This window comes from Corallococcus sp. AS-1-12, assembly GCF_020036995.1.
GTDB lineage: Bacteria > Myxococcota > Myxococcia > Myxococcales > Myxococcaceae > Corallococcus.
Genome location: NZ_JAIQDD010000022.1, coordinates 33009 through 54100 on the forward strand (window position 1 = coordinate 33009; position 21092 = coordinate 54100).

Consider the following 21092-nt stretch of genomic DNA (forward strand, 5'->3'; position numbering starts at 1 on the left):
CGTCACCCCACCGGCAAGCGCTTGACGAAGCCGAAGTAGGACCAGTCCAGCATCGGCGTCATCGCCGCCCAGACATCCAGGAGCGGCCCGTACGCGGCCACCGTCAGCGGGTTCACCGCCTTGAGGATCTGCGCCAGCATCGTGAAGTGGATGGCCAGCCCGTCCCCCAGCACCATGGGCGACACGGCGGAGAGGCCGCCCACCTGGCACACGCCCAGCATCGTGTTGATGGACACGTTGCCCATCAGCGCGTCGATGGAGACGGCGTTGAGCGACGGGCCCGGCATGTCCGGCATCGCCGCGGCCACCTTCACCGCCTTGCCCGCGGCGAGGTTCACGTTGCCGCCGGAGGTGACGCCGTAGCCCCCCACCGCCGTCTCCTGCGACGCGCCGGAGACGGTCCGCGTGTGGCTGCCCCGGACGCGGTCCTCGCGCGGGCCGCCCACGACCTCCTTCAGGCCGGCGCCGTCCACCGTGCGCGAGTACCCCGCCACGTCCACCTTCTCCGTCAGCGACCCCGTCACGTGCAGCGACACGTCCCCACCCACGTCGCGGGTGTGGCCGCCGTCCACCGTCTCGTCCTGCCTGCCCGCGACCTCCAGCAGGTCGTCGCCGTCCACCTCCGCGGAGCGGTTGCCCTCGTTCACCGTGCGCTCGTTGCTGATGAGCCGGTCCAGGCCCTCCGCGGACAGGATGACGCGGTTGCCCTGCCGGTCGTGGATCTCCACGCGCGCGGACTCCGGCCGGTCGTCCAGGACGATGTAGTGGCCCGTGGCGGACTTGAGCATCCGCACGCCCGGCACCGCGGACTGGGGCGGGTAGTCGTGCTTGGGAACCTCACTGACGTCCGGGGCCACGCGCGCGGTGGAGTCCGGCTGGCCCAGGTCCGCGAGCGCGGGCTGCCCCCACCACATGCCGCTCCAGATGGGCTGGGACAGGTCTCCGCCCTCGAACTCCACCCAGACGCCCGCGCCCACGTCCGGCACCACGAAGAGGCCCTGGTCCGGCCCCGCGTACGGCGTGCACGGCATGGCCCAGCCGGTGGCCACGTCCCCCATCAGGCGCGGCACCACGCACTGGATGCGCCCCAGGTTGAGCGGATCCGAGACGTTCGTCACATAGCCCCGGTACTTGCCGAAGTAGCGGCTCTCCGTGCGTTCGATGAGCTGCTGCAGCAGTTGTTCAATCATCGCGCGCTCCCAAGGTCGTCGTCCTCGTCGTACTGGCGCACGCCGGAGACGTCCGACAGGTTGATGTAGACGGGTGTGGCGCCATCCGGCCCGGTGAGGTGGACGACGTCGTCGATGAGCTCCACCACCAGGCCCACGTACACCTGGCCCAGCGTGGTGAAGAGGTAGCAGCGCTGCCCCATGCTGGCTTCGAGCAGCTTGCGCATCACTCCTCCAGGTTCTGCACCAGCCGCGCGGCCAGCTTCGCGCGCGTGTCCACCCAGACGCCCACGTCGCGCTGGCGTTCGGAAGCGAGCCTGCGGCGCGCGGCGCGCACCAGGTCCTGGAGCGTTACGGGCACCGCGGGCACCGGCGGCAGGCGGGAGATGCGCACGTCCAGCGCCTGGAGCACCGAGGTGTCCAGGTCCAGCTTCGCGCGCGCGCCCGCCAGGTTCTCCAGCGCCGCGGCCTTCGCGTCGCTCGCGTCCGGCGTGGCGGAGAGGGTGACTTCGGGCAGCGCGGTGCGCTGGAGGGCGACGCGGCCGCTGAGGGCGAAGGGGTCGGGCATGGGGTGTCCTCGTCAGCGCTACGGGTTGAGCTCCACCACGGCGTCGGCCTCCTGGACGTGCACGCCGGAGGTGGTCGCGTTGCCGACGGCCGCCACGCGCGAGCCGCCCAGGATGATGACGGAGTGGGCATATGGCTCCGGCGGCGGCTCCGGCGGGAGGGGCTGGATGCCCGCGTCCTGCACCGGCCTGGGGCCGGTGACGTCCCCCGAGTAGAACGAGTCCGCCAGCACCTCGTGCAGCACGGAGACGTTGAGGATGCTCTCCTTCACCGTGGACGCCGCCGAGTCGATGCCGAGCACGCTCTTGTCCACCAGTTGGAGGGCCTTCTTCGGGTCACCCTCCGCCGCGAGCAGCACGGAGCGCACCTGGCCCTGCACGGCCTCGGGCTTGTCCGTGTGCAACGTGATGCGGTCCACCAGGTCCCGCAGCGCGCTCGTGGGCGAGTCGTCCTTCGTCACCGCGATGCCGTAGAGCGTGCGGGCCGCCAGGCCCACGTCCATGGTCGCGGGCAGCTTCGAGCGGACGTCCCGCAGGGTGGTGCTGTCCAGGACGGCCCCCGTGGCGGGGACCTCCGCCCGGGCCTGGGGCGGGGGCGGCGTCTGGGTGATGAGCTCCGCGAGCAGCGTGGAGAAGGCGTCGCTCGCCACGTCGCGGCGGCGCTGGAGGCCGCCCAGGAGCAGCTCCTGGTCCAGGGGCACGCCCAGGGTGGAGCCGCCGCCCACGGGAATCTGGAGCGTCAGCTTGTCCGCGGGCAGCGTCCACTGGGGGCGCACCACCGGCCGGGGCGGCGTCACCGTCTCCGCGCCCAGCACCACGTTGCCGGTGAAGGTCACCGGGGCGCGCTCCACGCGCAGGACGACGACGTTCACCGCGTCCAGGCACTGGCACCGGTTGCCGCTGAAGACGGTGGAGTCCGCGCGGCGCAGGTACACCGCGCCCACGCCGCCCTCGCTGCGCAGCTCGTTGCCGGACACGGCGGTGGAGATGACCGCGCCGCCGTTGCCCAGGAGGAGCAGCGCCGGGCCGCGCGCGGTGATGTCGTTGCCCTCCACCTGCACGCCCCGCGTCGGCTTCACCACGGGGCTCGGGAGGATGGGGAGGGGCTTGACGAGGAAGTCCACCAGCGCGGGCCGCACCTGGGCCGTCGCCGCCGAGAGGTAGCGCGAGGCCGCCGCGCTCGCGCTCAGGCTGGGCGTGAAGTCCGCGGCCGTCACCGTGAGCGCGCGGTTGAGCACCGGCCCCGTGGCGAACCGCTGCCTGAGCGAGCCCAGTTGCACCAGGTCCTCCACGCGGGGCACCGAGGCCAGCGCGCCGAGGGAGGACGTCAGGGGCCTGCCGGGGGGCGGGCGTCCGGTCGTGCCCGGCTTGGGCACCGGATCCGTGGCGAGGAAGGGCACGCGGGACAGCTTCGCCACCAGGTCCGGGGGCAGCGTGTCGGTGACGACGAGGACGCCCGCGCCGCCTCCGCCGCCGCCCGAGTGGCGCACGGTGTTGCCGCGCACCACCGTCTCCCCTCGCCAGTCGATGGCCACCTCGTGGAGCAGCGCCTGCGGGAGCGAGTTGCCGCTCTCCAGGAAGACGTTGCCCTTCACCACCAGCTCGCCCGAGCCCACGAAGCAGGCCACCGCCTGGCCCAGGCCGGGCTCGCCCCCGGTGGGCAGGCCCGCGCAGGCGAAGAGGTGGTTGCCGGACACCACCGTCACGGACAGGTCCGGCAAGAGCCGCAGCCCCGCCACCGCGCACCCCTCCAGCCGGTTGCCCTCCACGTCCAAGAGCGAGCCCGGATCCGTGGGCGCCTCCGTCAGCAGGTGCCCCGCCGCGCCCAGGGCAGTGATGCCGGTGACGGTGTCGCGCACGGTGTTGGCCGCCAGCCGCACGCGGCCCTGCACGCCGGACACGAAGAGGCCGTCCGCGGGCGACGGGAAGGTGTCGAAGACGGGGTCCACCAGGTCGCCGGGGTCCGGGGCCTCGCCGCGCGCCAACTGCTCCAGCGACTTGCGCAGCACGTCCAGGATGCCCTCCAGCTCCGGCATGCCGGTGACGATGGCGACGAGCGACGCGGAGACCTTGTCGGCGCGCTGGCGCAGGTACTCCTGGAGCCGCGCGACCCGCGACGCGTCGTCCTCGGCCGGGTCCAGGGCCTGCTCCACGGCGCGCAGCAGGACCGCGGCGGCGTCCAGCTCGGCCGTCACCGCGCTGGACCTGGAGACGGCCTCCGCGGCGGTGGTGGCGGGCTCGTCCACCAGCAGGTGCAGGGCCTGGAGCGCGAGCACGCCGCCGTTGCCGCTGATGAGCGTGGTGATGGCGTCGTTCACGCGCTGGAGCGCCAGCGCGCGGAGCTGCCCCTGGACGCCCGCGATGTCCAGCACCCGGTCGTACTGGGAGAGATAGACCTGCAGCGAGCCGCTGAGCACCGGCCCCTGCGCCATGCCCCGCACCGCCAGCACCAGCGCGCCCAGGGCGGACACCCAGCGCTCCAGCGGCTCCGCCTTCACCGGCACGGGCGAAGGGGGCATGGGCAGCACCGGGAGCACGTCCAGCGTCTGCACGCGGATGCGGTCCAGGAGGCTCCGGGCGATGGCCACCTGCTCCATGCGCTTCTGCGGCTGGGCGATGGCGTCGAGCACCGCCTGGTGCGCCTGCAACGAGAGCGAGGACAGCTCCGCGTCGCCGCTCACCAGCTCGCCCAGTTGCCCCACCGCGGTGCCGAAGGCGCGCAACTGCTTCTCCACCGTGTCGTCGGACTCGGTGACGAGGCCCGCCGCCTGCCGGTCCAGGTTCGTGGCGTACAGGCCGATGGTGGCGGTGCGCCCCTGCGCCGCGACGCGCGCGCCGTCCTCCGGCGCGACGTCCGAGGGGGGCAGGACGCCGGTGGTGAAGTCCAGCACCTGCTTGAGCGTGGCGCGCATGCGGTCCACCACCGGCTGCAACTGGCCCCCGGTGCGCTCCACGTCGCGGTAGTCCGCGTCCACCTGCGAGGCCAGCGCCGGGTTGAGCTCCTGGAGCTGATCCGTCAGGGCCTCCTTGGACAGGCGCAGTTGCACGAGCACGTCCGTGTTGGCCTTCGCGCCCCGGGTGCCCGGCTGGAGCGGGAGCTGTTGCAGCGCGGCCTGCGCGAAGGTGCCGATGATGGTCTTCTTGGGCCCCACCGCCTGGCCGATGACGGGCTGCCGCGCGCGCTGCGCCTGCGCCTCGCGCAGTTGGGCCACCTGGCTCAACGCGCCCGCCAGCGTCACCAGGGCGGTCAGGTCCCCCGGCCCGCCCTGCACCCGGCCCAGGGCCCTCAGGAGGCCGTCCTTCGTCTCGGGGGGCAGGCCCTGCACCAGCGAGTCGAAGGCGCCCTTGATGCGGTCCGCCGTGTTCGCCACGGCGTCCTTGCCGGACACGGTGGCCAGGTCGAACTGCGCCACCATGTCCCACGCCTCCTGGGACACGGGGTCCGGCGCGGTGAAGCTGCAGGCGCGCGCCAGCGACGAGCGCACCGCGTGCGCGGTCTGGGTGTGATCATTGAAGCCCTGGGCGGCGCGCAGATCCGCCACGTCGTTGACCAGCGCGTCCAGGATGTTGTCCGGCACGGTCCCCAGGTCCCGCAGCTCCACCACCAGGGTGTCGAGCGGGCCGTACAGGCCCCGGCCGATCTTCTGGCGCCCGTCCACGTTCGCGCCCGTGTACTGCAAGAGGGTGGCGTACATGCCCACCACGGCGCCGTGCACGTCCGCGCGCTCCGGGCGGACGGTGGCGCGGGTGACACCGAGCTGCTGGAGCACCTGCGTGATGGGCGGCAGCTTCACCGGCCCTGGCACCGGCTCCGGTTGCGTCAGCGTCACCGGCGCGTGCACGCCGTCCACCTCGTTGCCCTCCACGGTGATGCCGGAGCCGGACACCACCGCGATGCCCGCCGCGCGCACCTCCGCGTCCGGAAGTCCCGGGGCGGCGTAGGCCTCCGTCCTGCCCACCTGGAGGAGCCGGTTGCCGCGCACCTGCGCCTCGTCCACGCCGGAGAGCACCACCGCGCCCCGGAGCGTCAGCCGCTCCAGCCAGCGCAGCGCGGCGTCCAGGGGGGCGCGCACGCGCGGCGTGGCGTTGGCGAGCAGCGCCTCCACGAGCGGCCGGGGCCGGGCCTTCGCGTCCGCGCCCAGCACGGCCTCCAGTCCCGGATCCAGGCGCGACAGCGCCAGCGTGTTGTCCTCCTGCGCCGGCACGTCCGCGAGCGCCACCTGTTCGAAGCGGTTGTCCTCCACGCGCAGGCGTCCCACCGCGCCGCCCGTGCCCCAGGTGCGCACGGCCGAGTCCCCCAGCGCCCGCACCACGTTGCCCCGGATGCGCACGTCGAACACCGGCTGCGGACCTCCCAGCAGGATGCCGAAGCCCGGCGTGGACTCGCCGTCTCCCTCGATGCGGTTGTCCACCACCTCCACGTCCGAGGCGGGGCGGCCGTTGGACGCGCCGTCATCCAGGCCGTCGCCCACGACGATGCCGGCCACCACGCCCAGCACGGACGCGGCGGGCACGGCGGGCAGGGAGATCCACGACTCGCGCACGCGCAGCGCCCGGCCCGCCAGTTGGATGCCCACCTGGAACAGGCCGTCCGAAGCGGCGTTGCGGACCTCATTGCCCACGACGTCCACGCCGTCGCCCGCGACCTGGATGCCCACGGCCCCGGAGTCGAGGACCTGGTTCTCCGCCACCACCAGGCGGCCCACCGGCCCCGCCAGCGCCCCTTCCGCCAGGTCCTGCACCAGGATGCCCACGAGGAAGCCCTGGAGGCGGTTGCCGCGCACCTCCACGCCCGTCAGGCGCCCGTCCGCCACGTGGATGCCCGTGGTCGCGTCCCCCAGCGGCTGGAGCCGGTTGTTCGTGATGGCCAGCGCGTCCACGAAGAGCCCCGCGCGCGGGAAGGACGCGAGGAAGCGCTCCGCGAGATACGGCGCATACGGCGCCACCGCGATGCCTGTCGCCGCGCCGACGCGGTTCTCGTCGATGACGATGCGCGCGCAGGTGCCCGTCACCAGCACGCCTGTCGCCTCCGAGCCGGCCTGGTTCGCCTGGATGAGGCAGCGGCGCAGCGTCACGCCGCTGGAGTCCGCCAGCGTCACCACGCCGTGCGGCAGCGCCGCCAGCGCGTCGAGCAGCGGCTTCGCCTCCGGCACGTCCTCCAGGGGCTGGCCGGGATGCTGGCGTTGCAGCTTGCGCAGTTGCACCAGCGTGGCCACCACGGAGCCCGCCGCGCGGCCCTGGCCCGGGACGATGGCCTTGATGCGCTCGGAGACCACGTCCACGAAGTCGGCTTCGGCGGACGGGTGCTTCACGTCGTCCTCCTCCAGCACCCGGTCGTCGTCCACCTCCACCAGCGGAACGAAGCGCTGGCCGTTCGTCATGGCCACGCTCGCCTTCACGGCCCTCGGCACGGGCTGGAGGCGTCCGCCCAGCACCGCGTCCTCGAAGGGGGCCTCCACCAGCGTGAGGTCCTCGATGCGCACGTCGCCCTCCAGGCCGCAGCGGTCCACGAAGAAGGCGCCGCCGGAGCCCTGGGTGCGCAGCTCGGTGGCCTCGCCGTCGCCCAGCAGGTGCACGGAGGACAGGTTGCGCAGCAGCACCGGGTGCTCCAGCTTGTAGCGGCCGGCCCGCACGAAGATGGAGCCGCCCTGCCCGCCCAGGCTGTCCACCGCGGCCTGGAGCGCCTCGTCGCCGGAGATGCCTTCGAGCAGGTCCTGGTCGACGTCGCCGAAGCTGCGCACGCCGTCGCCCACCACCACCGTGAAGACGCCGGGGCCGACGACGCGCTCGGAGAGCTCCACCAGCCGGTCCCGCACCTGGGCGAGCGGCAGGTAGCGCGGGCGCAGGTCCTCGAAGGTCCGCGTCGCGCCGCCCGTCACGCGCGCCAGCGGCACGCAGTGGTGCACCGGCCCGTGCACGGGGGCGTCCGTGAGCTGCTCGACCTCCCCCCGGGCCGCGCCGTCCGCCGCGCGGACCCGCACGGTGAAGGACCAGTACTCGGTCGCGCGGCCCTCCGTGTTGGCGAAGGCCAGCGTGATGCCGTCGTCGAAGCGGTAGCGCACGTTCGGCACCAGCAGGTCGCCGCCGTCCCACCGGCGCACCACCGCGCCCTGCTCCGGGTCGAAGGCCCGGCCCAGCGTGCCTCCCACGGGGAGCGGCACGGGGTCCGTGGTGAGCACGGCGCTCGCGTCCGCCAGCTCCAGCTTGCCCGTGTCCGCCTGGACGCCTCGCAGCCGCCGCAGCACCGGCAGCGACGGGCCTTCCGGCTGGAGCCGGGTGACGCGGTCCTCGATGACGACGAGGTCGCCCGCGCGCAGCTTCGCGGCGCTCGCGGGGGAGACCTGGAGCGTCATCGCATCCGCCGCCGCGGGCGCGGTGAGCGGGAGCACCGTGGAGCCGTTGTCTCGCGACCACAGCACCACGGGCTGCGCGCCGCCCTGGAAGAACTCCACGCGGAAGTGGAGGTTGTCGGAGCCCGTGTAGCCCTCGCCCGTGGAGGCGTTCTCCGTGGACAGGCAGCGGTCCCGGCAGGGGTCCAGCGGCTCCGGCGGGAGGCGGTCCGGCAGCGCGCCCTTCGGGATGTTGGTGGTGAGCCGTGCGCCGCTGGTGGGCGTGGGCAGGAGCTCCGCGCCGGTGTCCGTCAGCCCCTGGAGCGCGCGCACCTGGGTGACGAGCCGCAGGCGCACGGTGGTGTCCTGGCCGTCCAGCGCGGGCTCCTCCAGGAACGCGTCGTCAGCCTGGGTGGTGGTCTGCTCCCAGCAGTCGAGGAAGAAGAAGTGGTGCAGCGAGCCGTCCGGGGGCAGCGCGGCCAGCGGCGGCGCCTGCGGTAGATCCGGCTGCGCGGAGTAGCGCAGGTCCTGCTCCAGGAAGACGCGCACGCCGTCGAGCAGCATGCGGCCGGCGCCCGGCAGCGTCCCGTCACCGCCCCTTATAATGATATCGGCGCCCAGCGCCGCGTCCTCCACGCGCAGCGCGGTCACCCACGTGCGGGCCACGGGCGGCAGGCCCAGCACGCCCCAGGAGCTCAGCTTCGTCGGGTCCACGCTCGCGAACGCGGCGACGGGGAAGCGCACGTCGTTCCAGCCCGTGGGCCGCTGCCCCAGGCCGGCGGAGAGGACCGCCTCGTTGCCGTCCGTGTCCGTGACGACCACCCGCAGTTCGATGAACTCATCGTCGGTGGGGGGCCGTTCGAAGCGCAGGCCGATGACGAGCGCGGAGGCGGTGAAGGAGGTGTTGTCCGAGCGCGGCACGGCCGTGAGATTGATGGGCGCGGGCAGCGTGCGGCGCAGCGCGATGTGGCCCCGGCTGCGCACCACGAAGGGCAGCGTCTCCGGGTCGTAGCGGTCCAGGCGCAGCTCGCGCGGGATGGTGCGCTCGTCGTCCGCGGGCAGGCCCTGGCCCGTCCAGCCGAGCACGTTGCGGATGGGGTCCACGAGGTACGTGTCGACGATGCGGAAGCCGTCGTCGGGCGAGCCCTCGGCGACGTCGGCGGAGCGGCGGCGCGCGTCCACGGTGCGCAGCCGCACCTCCTCGTTCCAGTCGGCGTCGAGGCTCATGCGCCCCATCTGCTGGTAGACGCCGGAGAATCGCCGGGCTTCGTCGAAGCGGGACCTGGAGGTGTACGCTTTCACGGTCATGGTCGGCTCATCCGAATGAGGTCGTCCTGGCTGCGGTCGGCGTGGAAGGGCGTGATGCCGATGGGCATGCTGTCGTCGGCGCGCGCGGAGAGTTCACGCTCGTGGTCGGAGCGCTCGTCGTGGGCGCCGGGGACTCCGCCGCGCTCGGAGGCGTGGAGCGCTTCGGGGCCGTTGTTGTCGCCCAGGACGAGGTAGCCCGGGTCCGTCTGGCGGTTCGACTGGAAGGACACGGTGTGCACCCGCGACTGGTGCGACACCGGAGGCTGTCCGCCGCCTGCGTGGAGGCTGTAGCGCAGCCAGCCCAGGTCCGGCCGGTCCGTGCGCACCTCGCCCGCGAAGGCGCAGGAGGACGCCTCCAGCACGCCCGCCTCCGTGGCGCCCAGCACCGTGCAGTGCCGCAGCCGCACGCTCGCGCCCGCCGCGCGGATGGCGACGGCGTCACGGTCTCCGGCGTCGAAGGTGCAGCCCGCGGCGATGAGGTGCACCCAGGGCGGCAGCTCGATGACGCCCACCATGCAGCCGTAGAGGCGCAGCTCCACGTCGGCGGGAGGCAGGGAACGCCGCGCGCTGATGTCCTGGTGTCCACCGCCCGGCAGCCACAGGCCCACCTGTCCGGGCGTGCCCAGGTTGCACCAGCGCAGGTCCGCCTGCCCCTGAGCGAGCACCAGCTCCAGCCGTCCCGCGAGCCACAGGCCCGCGAGCCACACGCGCGTGGCCGCGCTGCCTCCGAAGCCCGGGTAGAGCGCCAGGGAGAGGCCGTGCTCGTCCGCGCCGATGCAGGGCGCCGCGCCCGTGTCCGCGGCGAAGAGGGACAGCCCGCTGTCCAGTCCCAGTGACAGGCGCTCCGGTGCCAGGCGCGGCGAACCGATGAGGCCCAGCACCGGAGGCGCGCCGGAGCCGACTCCCTGCGCGAGGGTCCCGACGATGGGCCGCGTCTGGCCTCCTGCCGCCAGCACTCCGCCCGCGCGCTCCGGGGAGATCCACGCGGTGACGGGGAGGCCGGTGCCGGAGCGGTCGCCCGGACGATCCGGCGGATCGATGAACGGGAAGTCCGGCTCCGCCCACGCGGCGGGCGGACGGCGGTCCGGCGGAAGCAGCCCCGCTCCCAGTGAGGCGCCCCGCCCTACCCTCGCGGAGACGGTGACGCGGCCCACGGGCGCGTCGTCCTGGAGCACGACGCGGCCCAGGCGCGGATCCACCGCGACGACGCCGGAGGCGAGGCTCGGCGCGAGCGTCGTCCACGGGCCCAGGCTTCGCTGGCGCAGTTGGAACGGGTGGCGCCGCAGCCGGCCGGGCACCGAGTAGCGCCGCGCGCCGCCCGCGACCGAGGCATCCCGCGAGTGGTACGCGCCCCCCGGCCGGGAATCGAGCGGGAGCGGTTGGCCCTCGCGAGGCTCGATGAACGTGGCGCCGTCGTTGGCGACGTTGAAGCGCAGGAGCTCATCCGGGAGCAGCGCCAGCTCTGGCAGGAAGGCCAGGTAGCCGCGCCCCCCCAGTGAGAAGACGACCTCCGACGCGGGCAATGGCGCCGGCTCCACGAGCAGCACGCGGCCGTCGACATACAGCGCCTCGCCCGGAACCGGAGGGTTCGAGCCCGAGGGCTCCAGCGGGCCCGCGACCCAGGCCCCCTCGCCTGTCTTCAGCGTCATCCTTCGAGGACGCGTCGTGTCCGCCCAGACGAGCGCCTCCACGCCGTCCGCGGTGGTGGTGGCCACGAGCGTGCCGGGCAGGCTCACGGTGATGGGCAGTGGGGCCTGGGGGCGCCAGACCGGGCTCGCGGAGGCCGGGTCACAGGACAGCACCGGCACCGCCAGCTCTCCCGTCACGGCCTCGCCGCCCAGCAGCATCAACCCTTGCGCCGTGCTCAGCAGCGTCGCGGCCTTGCGCTCCTGGCGGTTGCGCACCGCATGGGGCCGCCACGGTCCGCCCGTGACCGGCAGCGACCAGAGGTCTCCGGTGGGCGCGCCGCCCAGGTCCCCGCCGAAGACGAAGAGCCGGCCGCCACGCACGCACAGGCTGGGGGCCAGGCGCGCCGAGGGCTGGCGTGGGCTCGCGGTGTCCAACCGCGTCCCCGCCGGAGTCGCGGTGTCCAGGCCCGTCACCGACCACACGCCCAGCTTCCCTGCACCGTCCGGGGCCACCAGCAACAGCGAGTCGTCAGCGGCGGCCAGGGACATGCCTGGACCATCCGGAGGCAGCGCGCCGCCCGGCTCCGCCACCTGCCAGGGCGCGCCGTCAGCGCTCGCGTCGAAGCGGGCAAGGCGCAGGCTGCCGTCCGCGAGGTGTTGCTCGATGCGAACGACCCACGGCGCACCGCCCAGGTCCACGCGGACGGCGTTGCTGCGAGGGGGCCCCTGGCGAAGGCCCGCGGCGAGGGTGCGCCACGTGCCATCCACGTCGCGCAGGCGCGGCTCACCGCTCACGCGTTCGACGAGCAGCGCCGCCGTGGTGCCGTCCAGGAGCTGGTTCGCTTCCGGCGTGACGGTGACGGTGTTCAGCGCATCCGGCACCAGCTCGGTGGACAGGAGCACCGTGTCCGAGTGCTCACGCGCGGCGAGCAGCGTCAGCCGCCAGGTGTCCCCGGGCGAAGGCCTGCCCCGATCCGCGAACCGCAGCGTGGGGGCGGGCCCCACGGGCGCGGTGGGCAGGGGGCCACGCAGGAGCGGCAGGGCCTCCGGTCCCACCAGGGGGATGCCGTCGACGGAGACGGTGAGGGCACCCGCGCGTTCGGCGGCGTCGGCGTCCTCGGCCAGCGCGGTGGGGGTGAGCAGCATCGCCGCCGTGCGTCCCGTGGCGAGCGACGGAGGCGCGGGCTCATGGCGTGCGGTGAGGCCTCCGGTGAGGTCCGCGCGCTCCAGGGGCTTGAGCCACACCAGGGGACCATCCCGGTCCAGGGGATCCACGCGGAAGCCCTGGTAGCCGTTGGGCAGCGTGAGCACGGTGGCCGGGGTGACCTCCTCCAGCTCCACGGGGGTCAGGCGCGCGGTGCGGATGAGGGCGACGTCCGGACGCGCCCAGCCCAGCAGGTCCAGCGTGCGCGGCGTCGCGGCGACACGGCCCGCGTCCGCGCTCCCCAACCGGCGCAAGGCCTGGTCCAGCGTCTCTCCCGGCGCGACGCCAACGAAGGGGCCGCGCTCTGGGGCTCCGTCGCGGGGACGCTCGATGCCAGGGGAGCGACGGGTGAGCGGATCCGCCAGGCCGATGGGATCCCACAGCACCGCGCTGCGACCGCGCCAGGGCAGCAGGTCATTGAGGTCCTGGGTCTCCAACAGGGAACGGAAGGCCTCATCCACCTCCGCGTCCCACAGGCTGGTGACGGAGAGCACCTCCTCCAGCGACGCGAGCGTGCCCTTGCGCCGGCGCCACGCCACCGCGCGCGCCACCACGCCGCGCTGCACCCGAGGGTCGTCGGTGAGCAGCCGTGCCCCCATCAGCTCCGCGAGCAACGGCAGCGCCTGCGGGCCCGCGCGCTCCACGAAGTGATCATCCCAGAGCTGGTCCACCGCGCGCGCGAACGCGTCCAGCTCCATGCCCAGCACGGCGAGCAGCTTGAGGAGCGGCTGGTCCGCGAGCGTGGAGTCCCGCGCCAGATAGAGGCCGGGGAGGAGCAGGTTCAGTCGCTGGGAAGGCCGGCTCATGGGTCCCGCGCCTCCTCGTAGGTGAGCGCGACGCCGTCGCTCTCTCCGGACGGCGGGGCCCATGCGAGCAGCTCGCCGGGCGCGGTGACGATGCGCTCGAAGAGGGCCGGCGGCGTGCCTTCGCGATGCAGCCGCTGCACCACCACGGACCGCAGGCCCGTGATTCCCGCCAGCGCGCCGTACACGCCCGACAACTGGAGGTCCTGTCCCAGCTCCACACGGTCCGGATCCAACAAGCCGAGGTCGCGCTCCGGGTCCCGGTCCACGCCCAGCCGCAGGCGCGTCTCTTGAAGCACCGCGACCGGATCCGCGCCCTTCACCACGCGCAGCAACACCCCCAGCCGCACCTCCACGCGCTGCCGGTTGGTCAGCCGCAGCTCCACCTTCGGCGCCACCCGTGCCGCCAGGTGCGCGTGGAGCGCTTCCAGATCGCTTGGGCCCAGGGCGGCCCCTTCCGGCCCCGACACCACCACCTTCAACGAACGGCGGCGCACGCCCTCCCGGAACACGTTCGCGCGGTGCACGCCGTCGAACACCAACGTCAGCGCCAGCACGTCCGAGAGCGACACGGCGCGGTCCATCGCGCCCACCGTGGCGGGCCCTCGCACGCGCGCCAGCGCCGGTGCCTCCGGATCCGTCCCCCCGGCCAGCGGCAGCGGGTTGAACGTCTTCTCCACGCACGCGTGCGGGCTCGCCATCGCCAGCAGCCGCAGCGCGGCCCGGTTTCCTCCCGTCCCCCGGCCCACGCGGTAGCGGACCCGCACCTCCGCGCCCAGGGGCAATGCCGAGCCGTGCTCCCCGTCCCCGAAGCGCAGCCTCGCGGCCCCGGCCGGCAGCGGCTCCACCCCGAAGGCCAGCTCATCCGGGGCGGCGTCCAACAACGAATCCACCGGGTGCCATGCGCGTCCCCCCACCGTCAGGGACACCTCCGGCCGGCGGCCTCCCGCTCGGCTTGGGTCGCGCAGCCACGTCACCGGCCCGTGAAGCAGCGGCACCGTGCGCAGATCCAGCGCGGGCACGGCGACCTCCTCCACCGTCGAGCCCTCGCTGACGAGCGTGCTGTTGCCCAGCAGCACCACGCGGTCCAACGCGTACGCTCGCGACAGCGGCGGCTGGAACGTCACCTGCGTCATCGGCGTGCGCTGGCCGGGCGGGACCTCCGTGCGGACGCGCAGCACGCGCAGCGCTTCGCGGTAGAGCCGCTCCGTGCCCTTCGCTCCGCCGGGCCCCACGCGCTCCACGTCCTCGGCCAGCACGAACCAGTCTCCCGGCCGCACCGGCGGTGGCTGCGAGGTGAGCCCGGAGGCATCCGTCAGCGGCGGCAGGTAGAGCGTGTCCGTCCCGGAGGCCGCGACGCCCAGCGGCCGGGCCACGCCCGCCTCCGCGCCAAAGGCCAGGTCCGCCCGGTTCAGCGCCTCGCTGCCCTTGAGGATGACGAGCTGATCCCGCGCCTCCTGGATGAGGCTGTTCACAAAGGCATCCAGGAACGTGACCAGCTTGTCCAACCGGACGGCGTGCACGGCCGGGTCCTCGTCCGCGCACGGGGCCAGCGCCTCCTCCAGCGCGGCCAGTGCGTCCGCCTGCCGCTTCCGCAGGTTGCGGAGCTGGCGCGCGAGGATCTCCTGCGACTCGGACAACGCGCCCACGGGACGGCCGGGCGGAGGCACCGCCTGCGCCACGACCTTCTGGGCCTCGCACAACTGTTCGCAGAGCGCGTCCAGCGTGCTCTTGCACGCGGCATCCGCGCCCAGGTCGAGCGTCTTCATCAACGACGCCAGCTTGCGAGCGTCCTGCTTCGCGCGAGCCACCCGCCGCTCCTCCAGCGGGCCGTGGCGCTGCACCTCGATGCGCTCCTGGAGGCCCGCGACCACCGAGCCCGGCCCGAAGATGCCGCCCGTGGGTGCCGGAGCCCCGGGCTCACCCGGCTCTCCGGAAGGCGCACCGGTCCCCGCGCCCGTCCCCGCTCCTCCGCCTGTTCCCGTCCCCGCGCCAGGCAGGGGAGGCAGGAACGCGCGCAGCTCGTTGAGCTCCGGCGACAGGCGCAGCGGCGCGAGCGTCTCGAACACGGCGGCGGTCTCCTCCCCCTCCGCCGCCGAGTTCACCGCCGTTCCCGCCGGCAGCGTGCCGCGCACGTTCGCCTTGCAGCGGAAGTGCTGGAGCCCCACCGCCGCGGTGCCCGGGCTGGGCCGATAGCCGATGTGCCCCAGCAGCTTGGAGACGGAGTCCTCCAGCCGCGCGGTGGCGAGGAAACCCTCCTCCGCCCACGCCTGCTGATACGTCCACAGCACGTGCAGCGCGAGCGCCACGCTGTCCAGCAGCCCCCGCCCCAGGTCCACCGAGGATGGCGCCGCGTACGCGAGCGGATTCCACGTGGGCGCCTCGTCCAGCCGGGTGAAGACGATGCGCGCCGACTCGCCCAGCCGGGTGCGGAGCTGCTCATGCGTCAGCGCCTGATGCGTGGAGGGAACGCGGCTCATCGCACCCCTCCGCAGACCCGCACGGTGAGGACCCCTTCCGAACCCGGCCAGTACCCACCCCGGGCGGTGGCCACCTCGTCCGGTCCAATGGGGATGACGCCCGCCTCCAGCCGCTCCTGCGAGTGGGGCTCCAGCCGGCGGAAGCGCCTCACCCGCGCCGCCGTCACTCCCGGCACGCGCAGCACCGCCTGGTACAGGTCCGCGAGCTGCACGTCGCCGTTCAGGCCGGAGCGGTCCGGATCCAACAGGCCGCCGTCCCCGGCGATGGCCCCCACCACCGCGTCGCGCACCTGGTCGGCCTGCGCATGCGGCGCGGCGTCCACCTCCAGGTCCAGGTCGAGCGGCACCCATCGGGGCGGCAGCGCCTCCACGTCCACGCCCAGCAGGCGGATCTCCTCCAGGCGCCGCCGCACTCCGGCCCACCGGCGAAGCAGCTCGTCGCGGTCGAGCGTGTCCTCGTCGCGCAGCAACACCGTCACGCGGATGACCGTGCGCAGGTCCCTGTCCACGACACGGGCCGAGGCCCCCGCCACCTCCGGCAGTTGCTGGAGCATCCGCACGTAGTCATCGACCGTGACGGCGGACAGCGGCTGCGACACGCCCGCCGGTGCGCGATAGCGGATGGAGTCGAGCGACTCCGCGTCACGCCCCTCCACCGCCGGCAGGGGATTGTCCACGCGCACCAACGCGCGCACGTCGTCCATCGACTGGGCCAGCAGCTCGCCCGCGGACGCGGAGCGCTGGGGATCCAACGGCACCTGGAGCAACCGCGTGAGCACGCCCTCCCCCACGTTGGCCACCGTCCCCAGCCCGACGCGCAGCGACAGTCCCAGCGTCGTCTCCCGAGGCGGCAGCGCGGCGCCGTTGACGCCATCGCCCCAGCGCAGGCTGGCGCCCCCCGTGGGGGTCGCGCGCAGCACGAACACCTCGTCCCCCGGCCCGTGGACCGACAGGTCGTCCACCAGCGTCCAGGGGTCATCCTCCACGCTCACCTGGAGCTGGGGCGTCCCGCGCCGCGGCGTCTCCCCCGGCAGCGGATACCCGGAGGCCTGGACGCTGACCGGGTGGAACGGCAGGGCGAACTCCCGCGCCTCGCTGCCGTCCACGACCGGGGACAGCAACGCGCGCCGCTGCGCGAGGCCGCGCGCGAAGGGCTCCGCCGAGTCCGCCTCGAAGCCCTCCGGAAGCGGCGTCACCGGCAGCCCGTGATGCGCGGGCACCACGTTGCCCAGCACCGTCGCGCGAGGCCCGGGCGCGGGGTCTCCCGGTGCCAGGAACGCCTCCGGCGCGAACCTGCGGGGATCCCACCCGACGAAGGTCGTATCGGTGGCGAGCGCCACGGACGTCACTCGCACGACGTGCCCGCCCTCGCCGCGTCCCTGGTAGAGGATCAGCCACCGGCCGGGCTCCAGCTCCGGGTACAGGCCCGCGAGCGTGGCGCCCGTGTCCCCCGGCTGCACGGACTCCGCGAGCGTCACGGCCTCCAGCCGGGGGAAGTACGACAGGGGCGACTCGGTGACGAACACCAGCGAGTGCTCGTCCGTGGAGACATTCGCCACCAGCGTCTCGGCGGGGAGCTCCAGCACGCCGCCGCCCGTGAGGAACTCCAGCGCGGTGGTGCCGGGCGGAAGCGCCGGCAGGTCCAGCTCCTCCAGCCGCGCCTTCACCAGCGCCGCGAGCGCGTCCGGATCCAACCGGAACCGCAGCATCACCGTGGCGGAGAGCCCCGGGTCCGGCACGCAGTCCAGGCCCCGCGCGTGGTCCTCCACGGAGCGGCGCAGCCGCGCGTCCTCCAGGAAGCCCTCCACCACGGCGCGCTCCTGCTGGTACGCCAGCGAGTCCAGTTGCGCGGCCACGGCCTCCAGCAACATGGTCGTGAAGTCCGCGGGCCCCCGGTCCTCCCACGGCGCCATCACCGTGCGGGCCCGCTCCAGCATCACCGCCAGCAGCGACTGCGCATCGCGAGCCTGGTAGTCCACCAGGGCCCCAGGCGCCGGCCGCTCCGGGGCCGCGAGCCAGGGGCGCGGCTGCGGATCCCTCACGTCACAGCCCGGCACCACGTCCGGGGCCCACGCGCCCACGAACGGCGCCGGGTCGCGAGGCCCCTCCCCCGGGACCGGCACGGCCGCGCGCGAGATGGCCGCATCCGGCACCAGCCGCAGGTCCACCGTCTCCGGAGGCGGCAGGCCGCCGGTGAGCAACACCGGAGGAACGTCCGGAGTCCCCGGCGTCCGGTACGGCAGCGGCCCCACCTCCAGGAACGGCGGGGCCGCGCCCTGCGCGAACAGCGCGAGCGCCGCGGACAGCTCCGCGTCCGGGTCCAGCAGAAGGGGCGCGCCCACGATGGCCGTGAAGAGCGAGTCGTACGCGCGAACCTCCCCGGGCCCCAGCCGCGGACCGTGCGCATGCCGGTGCCAGGTGAGCTGCGCGAGCAGCAGTTGCTCCGCCTGGAGCCACCCCGCGTGCACCGACGTCCAGGCCTCGGTGCGCCGCACCAGCGCGGTGCGCAGCCCTCCCTCCAGTTGCAACGCGGTGCCGGTGATGACGAGGAGGGAGCAGTCCTCGACGGCGATCTCCCCCGGCGTGCCCAGGTCCAGCACCGGCTCCAGGCCGCCCAGCGGCGCGGCCACGTGCAGGCCCACGACGTCCGCGTCGGTGGGAAACCCAGGCAGCGTCAGCGGCCCCACGACCGAAGCCGACAGGGCCTCCAGCGCGGCGGTGAGCCAGTCCGACCACGCCGCGGCGGGCTGCGCGGACGCCGGCACGGGCGCGGCCGACACTCGGCTCACCTCCACGTCGCGAACCGCCACCGGCTCCAATGAGGGCCCGCCCAGCACCCGCATGCCCGTGGCGCGCGTGCCGCCGGTGACGTCCTCCACCTGGCCGAGGCTCAGCTCCATGCTCTGCCCGCCCAGCGCGAGCAGGCCCATGGGGGAAGCCCCCCGCACCCGCTGCACGGTGAAGCCACGCACCCGCAGCGCGCCCGTCGAAGCCACCACGACCCCCAGGCTCCACTCCGTCCCCAGGGCCGTCACGTCGCTCACGGACACGTCCACCGCGGACAGGCCCTCACCCATCCGCGCCACCAGCACCCGGGCCCCGGTCGCGCTGCCGCCGGACACCTTCGACACCGTGAGCCCGGACAGGTCCGCGCGGGTGAAGCCCGCCAGCTCCAGCCCCACGCCCTCCCCCACGGCCACGACCTCCCGCACCGACACGTCCGCCCACTGCGAGCGTTGGCAGACCGCGCGCACGCCGAAGGCCTCCCCGACCGTGGCGCTCACGGCGTCCACGGACAGGCCCGTCACCCGGGCCTCCGTCGCCAGCAGCCGGAGCCCTGTCGCCGCGTCGCCCTTCGCCTGCGTCACCGTGAGCGAGTCGATGACCACCGCGCCGTCCGGCGTCTCCACGCTCAGCGCCGCGCAGTCCCCCGACGCCGTGGCGCTCACCGTGACGTCCGACACCTCCACCCGCGCGCCCAGGAGGACCAGCCCGGCGTCCACCGCCACCACCGTCACGCCCGACAGTCCGGTGACGAGCCCCGTGACCTCGAGCGTCCCGCCGTCGAGCTTCAACGTCACGCCCGGCCCGCCGGTGAGCCGCAGCGCGTGCGCGGGCGTGCCGATGACGAGGTCCGTGGTGAGCACGCCCTCGCCCACGGGCAGCACCCACTCCACCTCGCCTGGCGGCGTGCCCTGCAACGCGGCCTGGGCCTGCGCGAGCGACGCCTCCAGCGGCAATGTCAGGACCCGCGCGCTCACGGCGGCGCCTCCAGCTCCCGCCGGAACAACTCCGCGTACTCCTCACCCGTGGCCAGCAGCGTGTAGAGGATGTCCACGTAGAGCGTCGCGTCCTCGGCGCTCACCTTCACCGCGTCCAGGCGCACCTGGTCGCGCATGAACTCCTGCACGTTGAGGCGGATGATGTACTCGGCCGTGGCGGCGGCCTCCGGGCTCGCGGCACCGAACACCAGCCGCTGCACGCCGCACCCGAAGCGCGGCCGGTTCACCCGCTCCCCGGGCAGCGTGAAGAGCAACTGCTCCAGTTGCTGGCGGATGACCTGCGCGGGCCCCACCGTGCGCGGCGTGCCCAGGTCGCCCAACTGGAAGGGGAAGTGGAGGCCGCGTCCCATCACGCCACCCCGTTGAGCGCGTCGCGCGCCAGGTCCACGTCCACCTCGTAGCGGGCCAGCGCCTCCGCCCACACCCAGCGGTGCCGCGCGCCGCGCACGTACCAGGTGCCGTCCATCAGCTTGCCCGCTCCCACCAACCCCACCGGACGCCGGGCCCGGAGAATGCGCTCGTAGCGCAGGCCCTGCACCGTGCCGTTCGCCTCCGCCAGCCAGTCCGCCTCGCGGTAGTCCGACCACGCCAGGTTCTCCACCTCCGGCACGTCGTGCGGTACGTCCACGTACTGCAGGCCCACCGCCTTCGTCTGGGGCCGCTTCGGCAGCACCGCCGCTATGCGCGCCTTGAGGATGTCCGCGCGGCTCATGGGCCCCATGCGCGGGAAGCGGGGCGCCGTCACCGTGGCGGAGCGGATCCGCCGCGTGCGCTCGTCGATGTGCTCACCGTGCAGCTCCGTGGGGCGGTGGCTCTCCCAGCGCGCCTTGAGCTCGACGACGGACGGCGTGGAGCGCGGAAGCAGCGACAGGTCCGGCTGCCTCGGGCCGTTTGGCCGGGGCAGGTGGAAGTGGCCCACGCACTCCGGCGCGGCGTTGGCGCCCGCGCCCACCGGCCCCTGCCTGCGCTCCACGAAGGCCTCATAGCCGTTGCGCCGCGCGAGCCACCGGATGAGCGCCGCGTCCGTGCCGCGCTGGAGCACCACCGCCCGCGCCGGGTCGCGCACGGGCGCGGTCTCCTGCACGTCCAGCGCGAAGCCATATTCCCCGTACAACTGCCGCACGATGCCCGCGTCGGACAGCCCGCTGAACGAGCGCGTGCGCTCCTCCAGGTGCATCAGGCACGACGCGTCCAGCCCGTACACCTCCAGCGACGAGTCCGGCACGCGCGAGGGGCCGAAGTACGGCTCCACCGCGGTGATGTACCCGTCGAACACCACCTCCTGCACGTCCGGCGCCTCGCTGTCCGGAGCGCCCAGGCCGAAGCTGATGGTGACGCGCTTGAGCAGCGCGAACCGCCCGTCCGCCAGCGCGTCCCAGTCCCCCGAGTCCGTGGGCGCCATGTCCAGGGACAGGTGGAAGGACGACGCGTCGTCGGTGCGCTCGTCCACCTCCAGGCGTGACACCCGGCCTCGGGCGTCCGTCATGGGCTGCCCGTCAATCCATAGCTGGAGGAACGCCGCGCGCTGCTCCGCCATCAGGGCTTCTCCGGGATGAAGAGCACCGTGCCCGGCTCCAGGAGTGCCTCGGGCTCGAAGGTGGGGTTGGCGTCCACGATGCGCCACGCCTGGAACGGGTCGCTGAAGTAGCGCTGCGCGAGCAGGTCCAGCCGGTCCCCCGCCACCACCTTGTGCAACAGGGACGTGGGCACGCGCGGCGCCACGCGGGGCACGTACAGCGACACCGTGGCGCCCTCCGGGCCCAGCGGCACCGCGTACGTCGGCAGGTCCTTGTGTCGCGAGGAGGGGTCGCTCATGGCCGTCT

Annotated in this window: 10 protein-coding genes; all 10 read right to left on the bottom strand. The window is 74.1% G+C overall.

What is annotated here, in order from left to right; translation table 11 throughout:
- Nucleotides 1–2: 2 nt before the first annotated feature.
- The 10 genes from K8556_RS27785 to K8556_RS27830 are packed head-to-tail and all read right to left on the bottom strand — an operon-like array spanning nt 3 to nt 21084.
- Nucleotides 3–1190, bottom strand: coding sequence for a phage baseplate assembly protein V (locus K8556_RS27785; protein ID WP_223743130.1), 1188 nt, complete (start codon nt 1188–1190; stop codon nt 3–5).
- Nucleotides 1187–1396 (bottom strand): hypothetical protein, encoded by a 210-nt coding sequence (locus K8556_RS27790; protein WP_120565664.1) that lies wholly within the window; start codon nt 1394–1396, stop codon nt 1187–1189. Before K8556_RS27790 ends, K8556_RS27785 begins: the two co-directional genes overlap by 4 nt.
- Entirely contained in the window at nt 1396–1737 is a 342-nt protein-coding gene (locus K8556_RS27795) for a hypothetical protein (RefSeq protein ID WP_223743131.1), read from the bottom strand. Before K8556_RS27795 ends, K8556_RS27790 begins: the two co-directional genes overlap by 1 nt.
- Before the next feature lie 18 nt (nt 1738–1755).
- A complete protein-coding gene (locus K8556_RS27800) occupies nt 1756–9372 on the bottom strand; it encodes a hypothetical protein (RefSeq protein WP_223743208.1) in 7617 nt (2538 codons plus the stop codon).
- Entirely contained in the window at nt 9369–13010 is a 3642-nt protein-coding gene (locus K8556_RS27805; RefSeq protein WP_223743132.1) for a phage tail protein, read from the bottom strand. Before K8556_RS27805 ends, K8556_RS27800 begins: the two co-directional genes overlap by 4 nt.
- Nucleotides 13007–15487, bottom strand: coding sequence for a hypothetical protein (locus tag K8556_RS39550; RefSeq protein ID WP_304504012.1), 2481 nt, complete (start codon nt 15485–15487; stop codon nt 13007–13009). Before K8556_RS39550 ends, K8556_RS27805 begins: the two co-directional genes overlap by 4 nt.
- Nucleotides 15484–19248 carry a baseplate J/gp47 family protein gene (locus K8556_RS39880; RefSeq protein WP_223743133.1) on the bottom strand — a complete coding sequence of 1255 codons (3765 nt, stop codon included), beginning with the start codon at nt 19246–19248 and terminating at the stop codon, nt 15484–15486. The genes K8556_RS39550 and K8556_RS39880 overlap by 4 nt, the downstream gene beginning before the upstream one ends.
- Nucleotides 19245–19619 carry a GPW/gp25 family protein gene (locus K8556_RS27820; protein ID WP_223743134.1) on the bottom strand — a complete coding sequence of 125 codons (375 nt, stop codon included), beginning with the start codon at nt 19617–19619 and terminating at the stop codon, nt 19245–19247. The genes K8556_RS39880 and K8556_RS27820 overlap by 4 nt, the downstream gene beginning before the upstream one ends.
- Nucleotides 19619–20806, bottom strand: coding sequence for a phage late control D family protein (locus tag K8556_RS27825; protein ID WP_223743209.1), 1188 nt, complete (start codon nt 20804–20806; stop codon nt 19619–19621). The genes K8556_RS27820 and K8556_RS27825 overlap by 1 nt, the downstream gene beginning before the upstream one ends.
- The gene (locus K8556_RS27830) at nt 20806–21084 is read right to left on the bottom strand and encodes a tail protein X (RefSeq protein ID WP_121715552.1); all 279 of its coding nucleotides are present in this window, start codon (nt 21082–21084) and stop codon (nt 20806–20808) included. Before K8556_RS27830 ends, K8556_RS27825 begins: the two co-directional genes overlap by 1 nt.
- Nucleotides 21085–21092 lie beyond the last annotated feature (8 nt).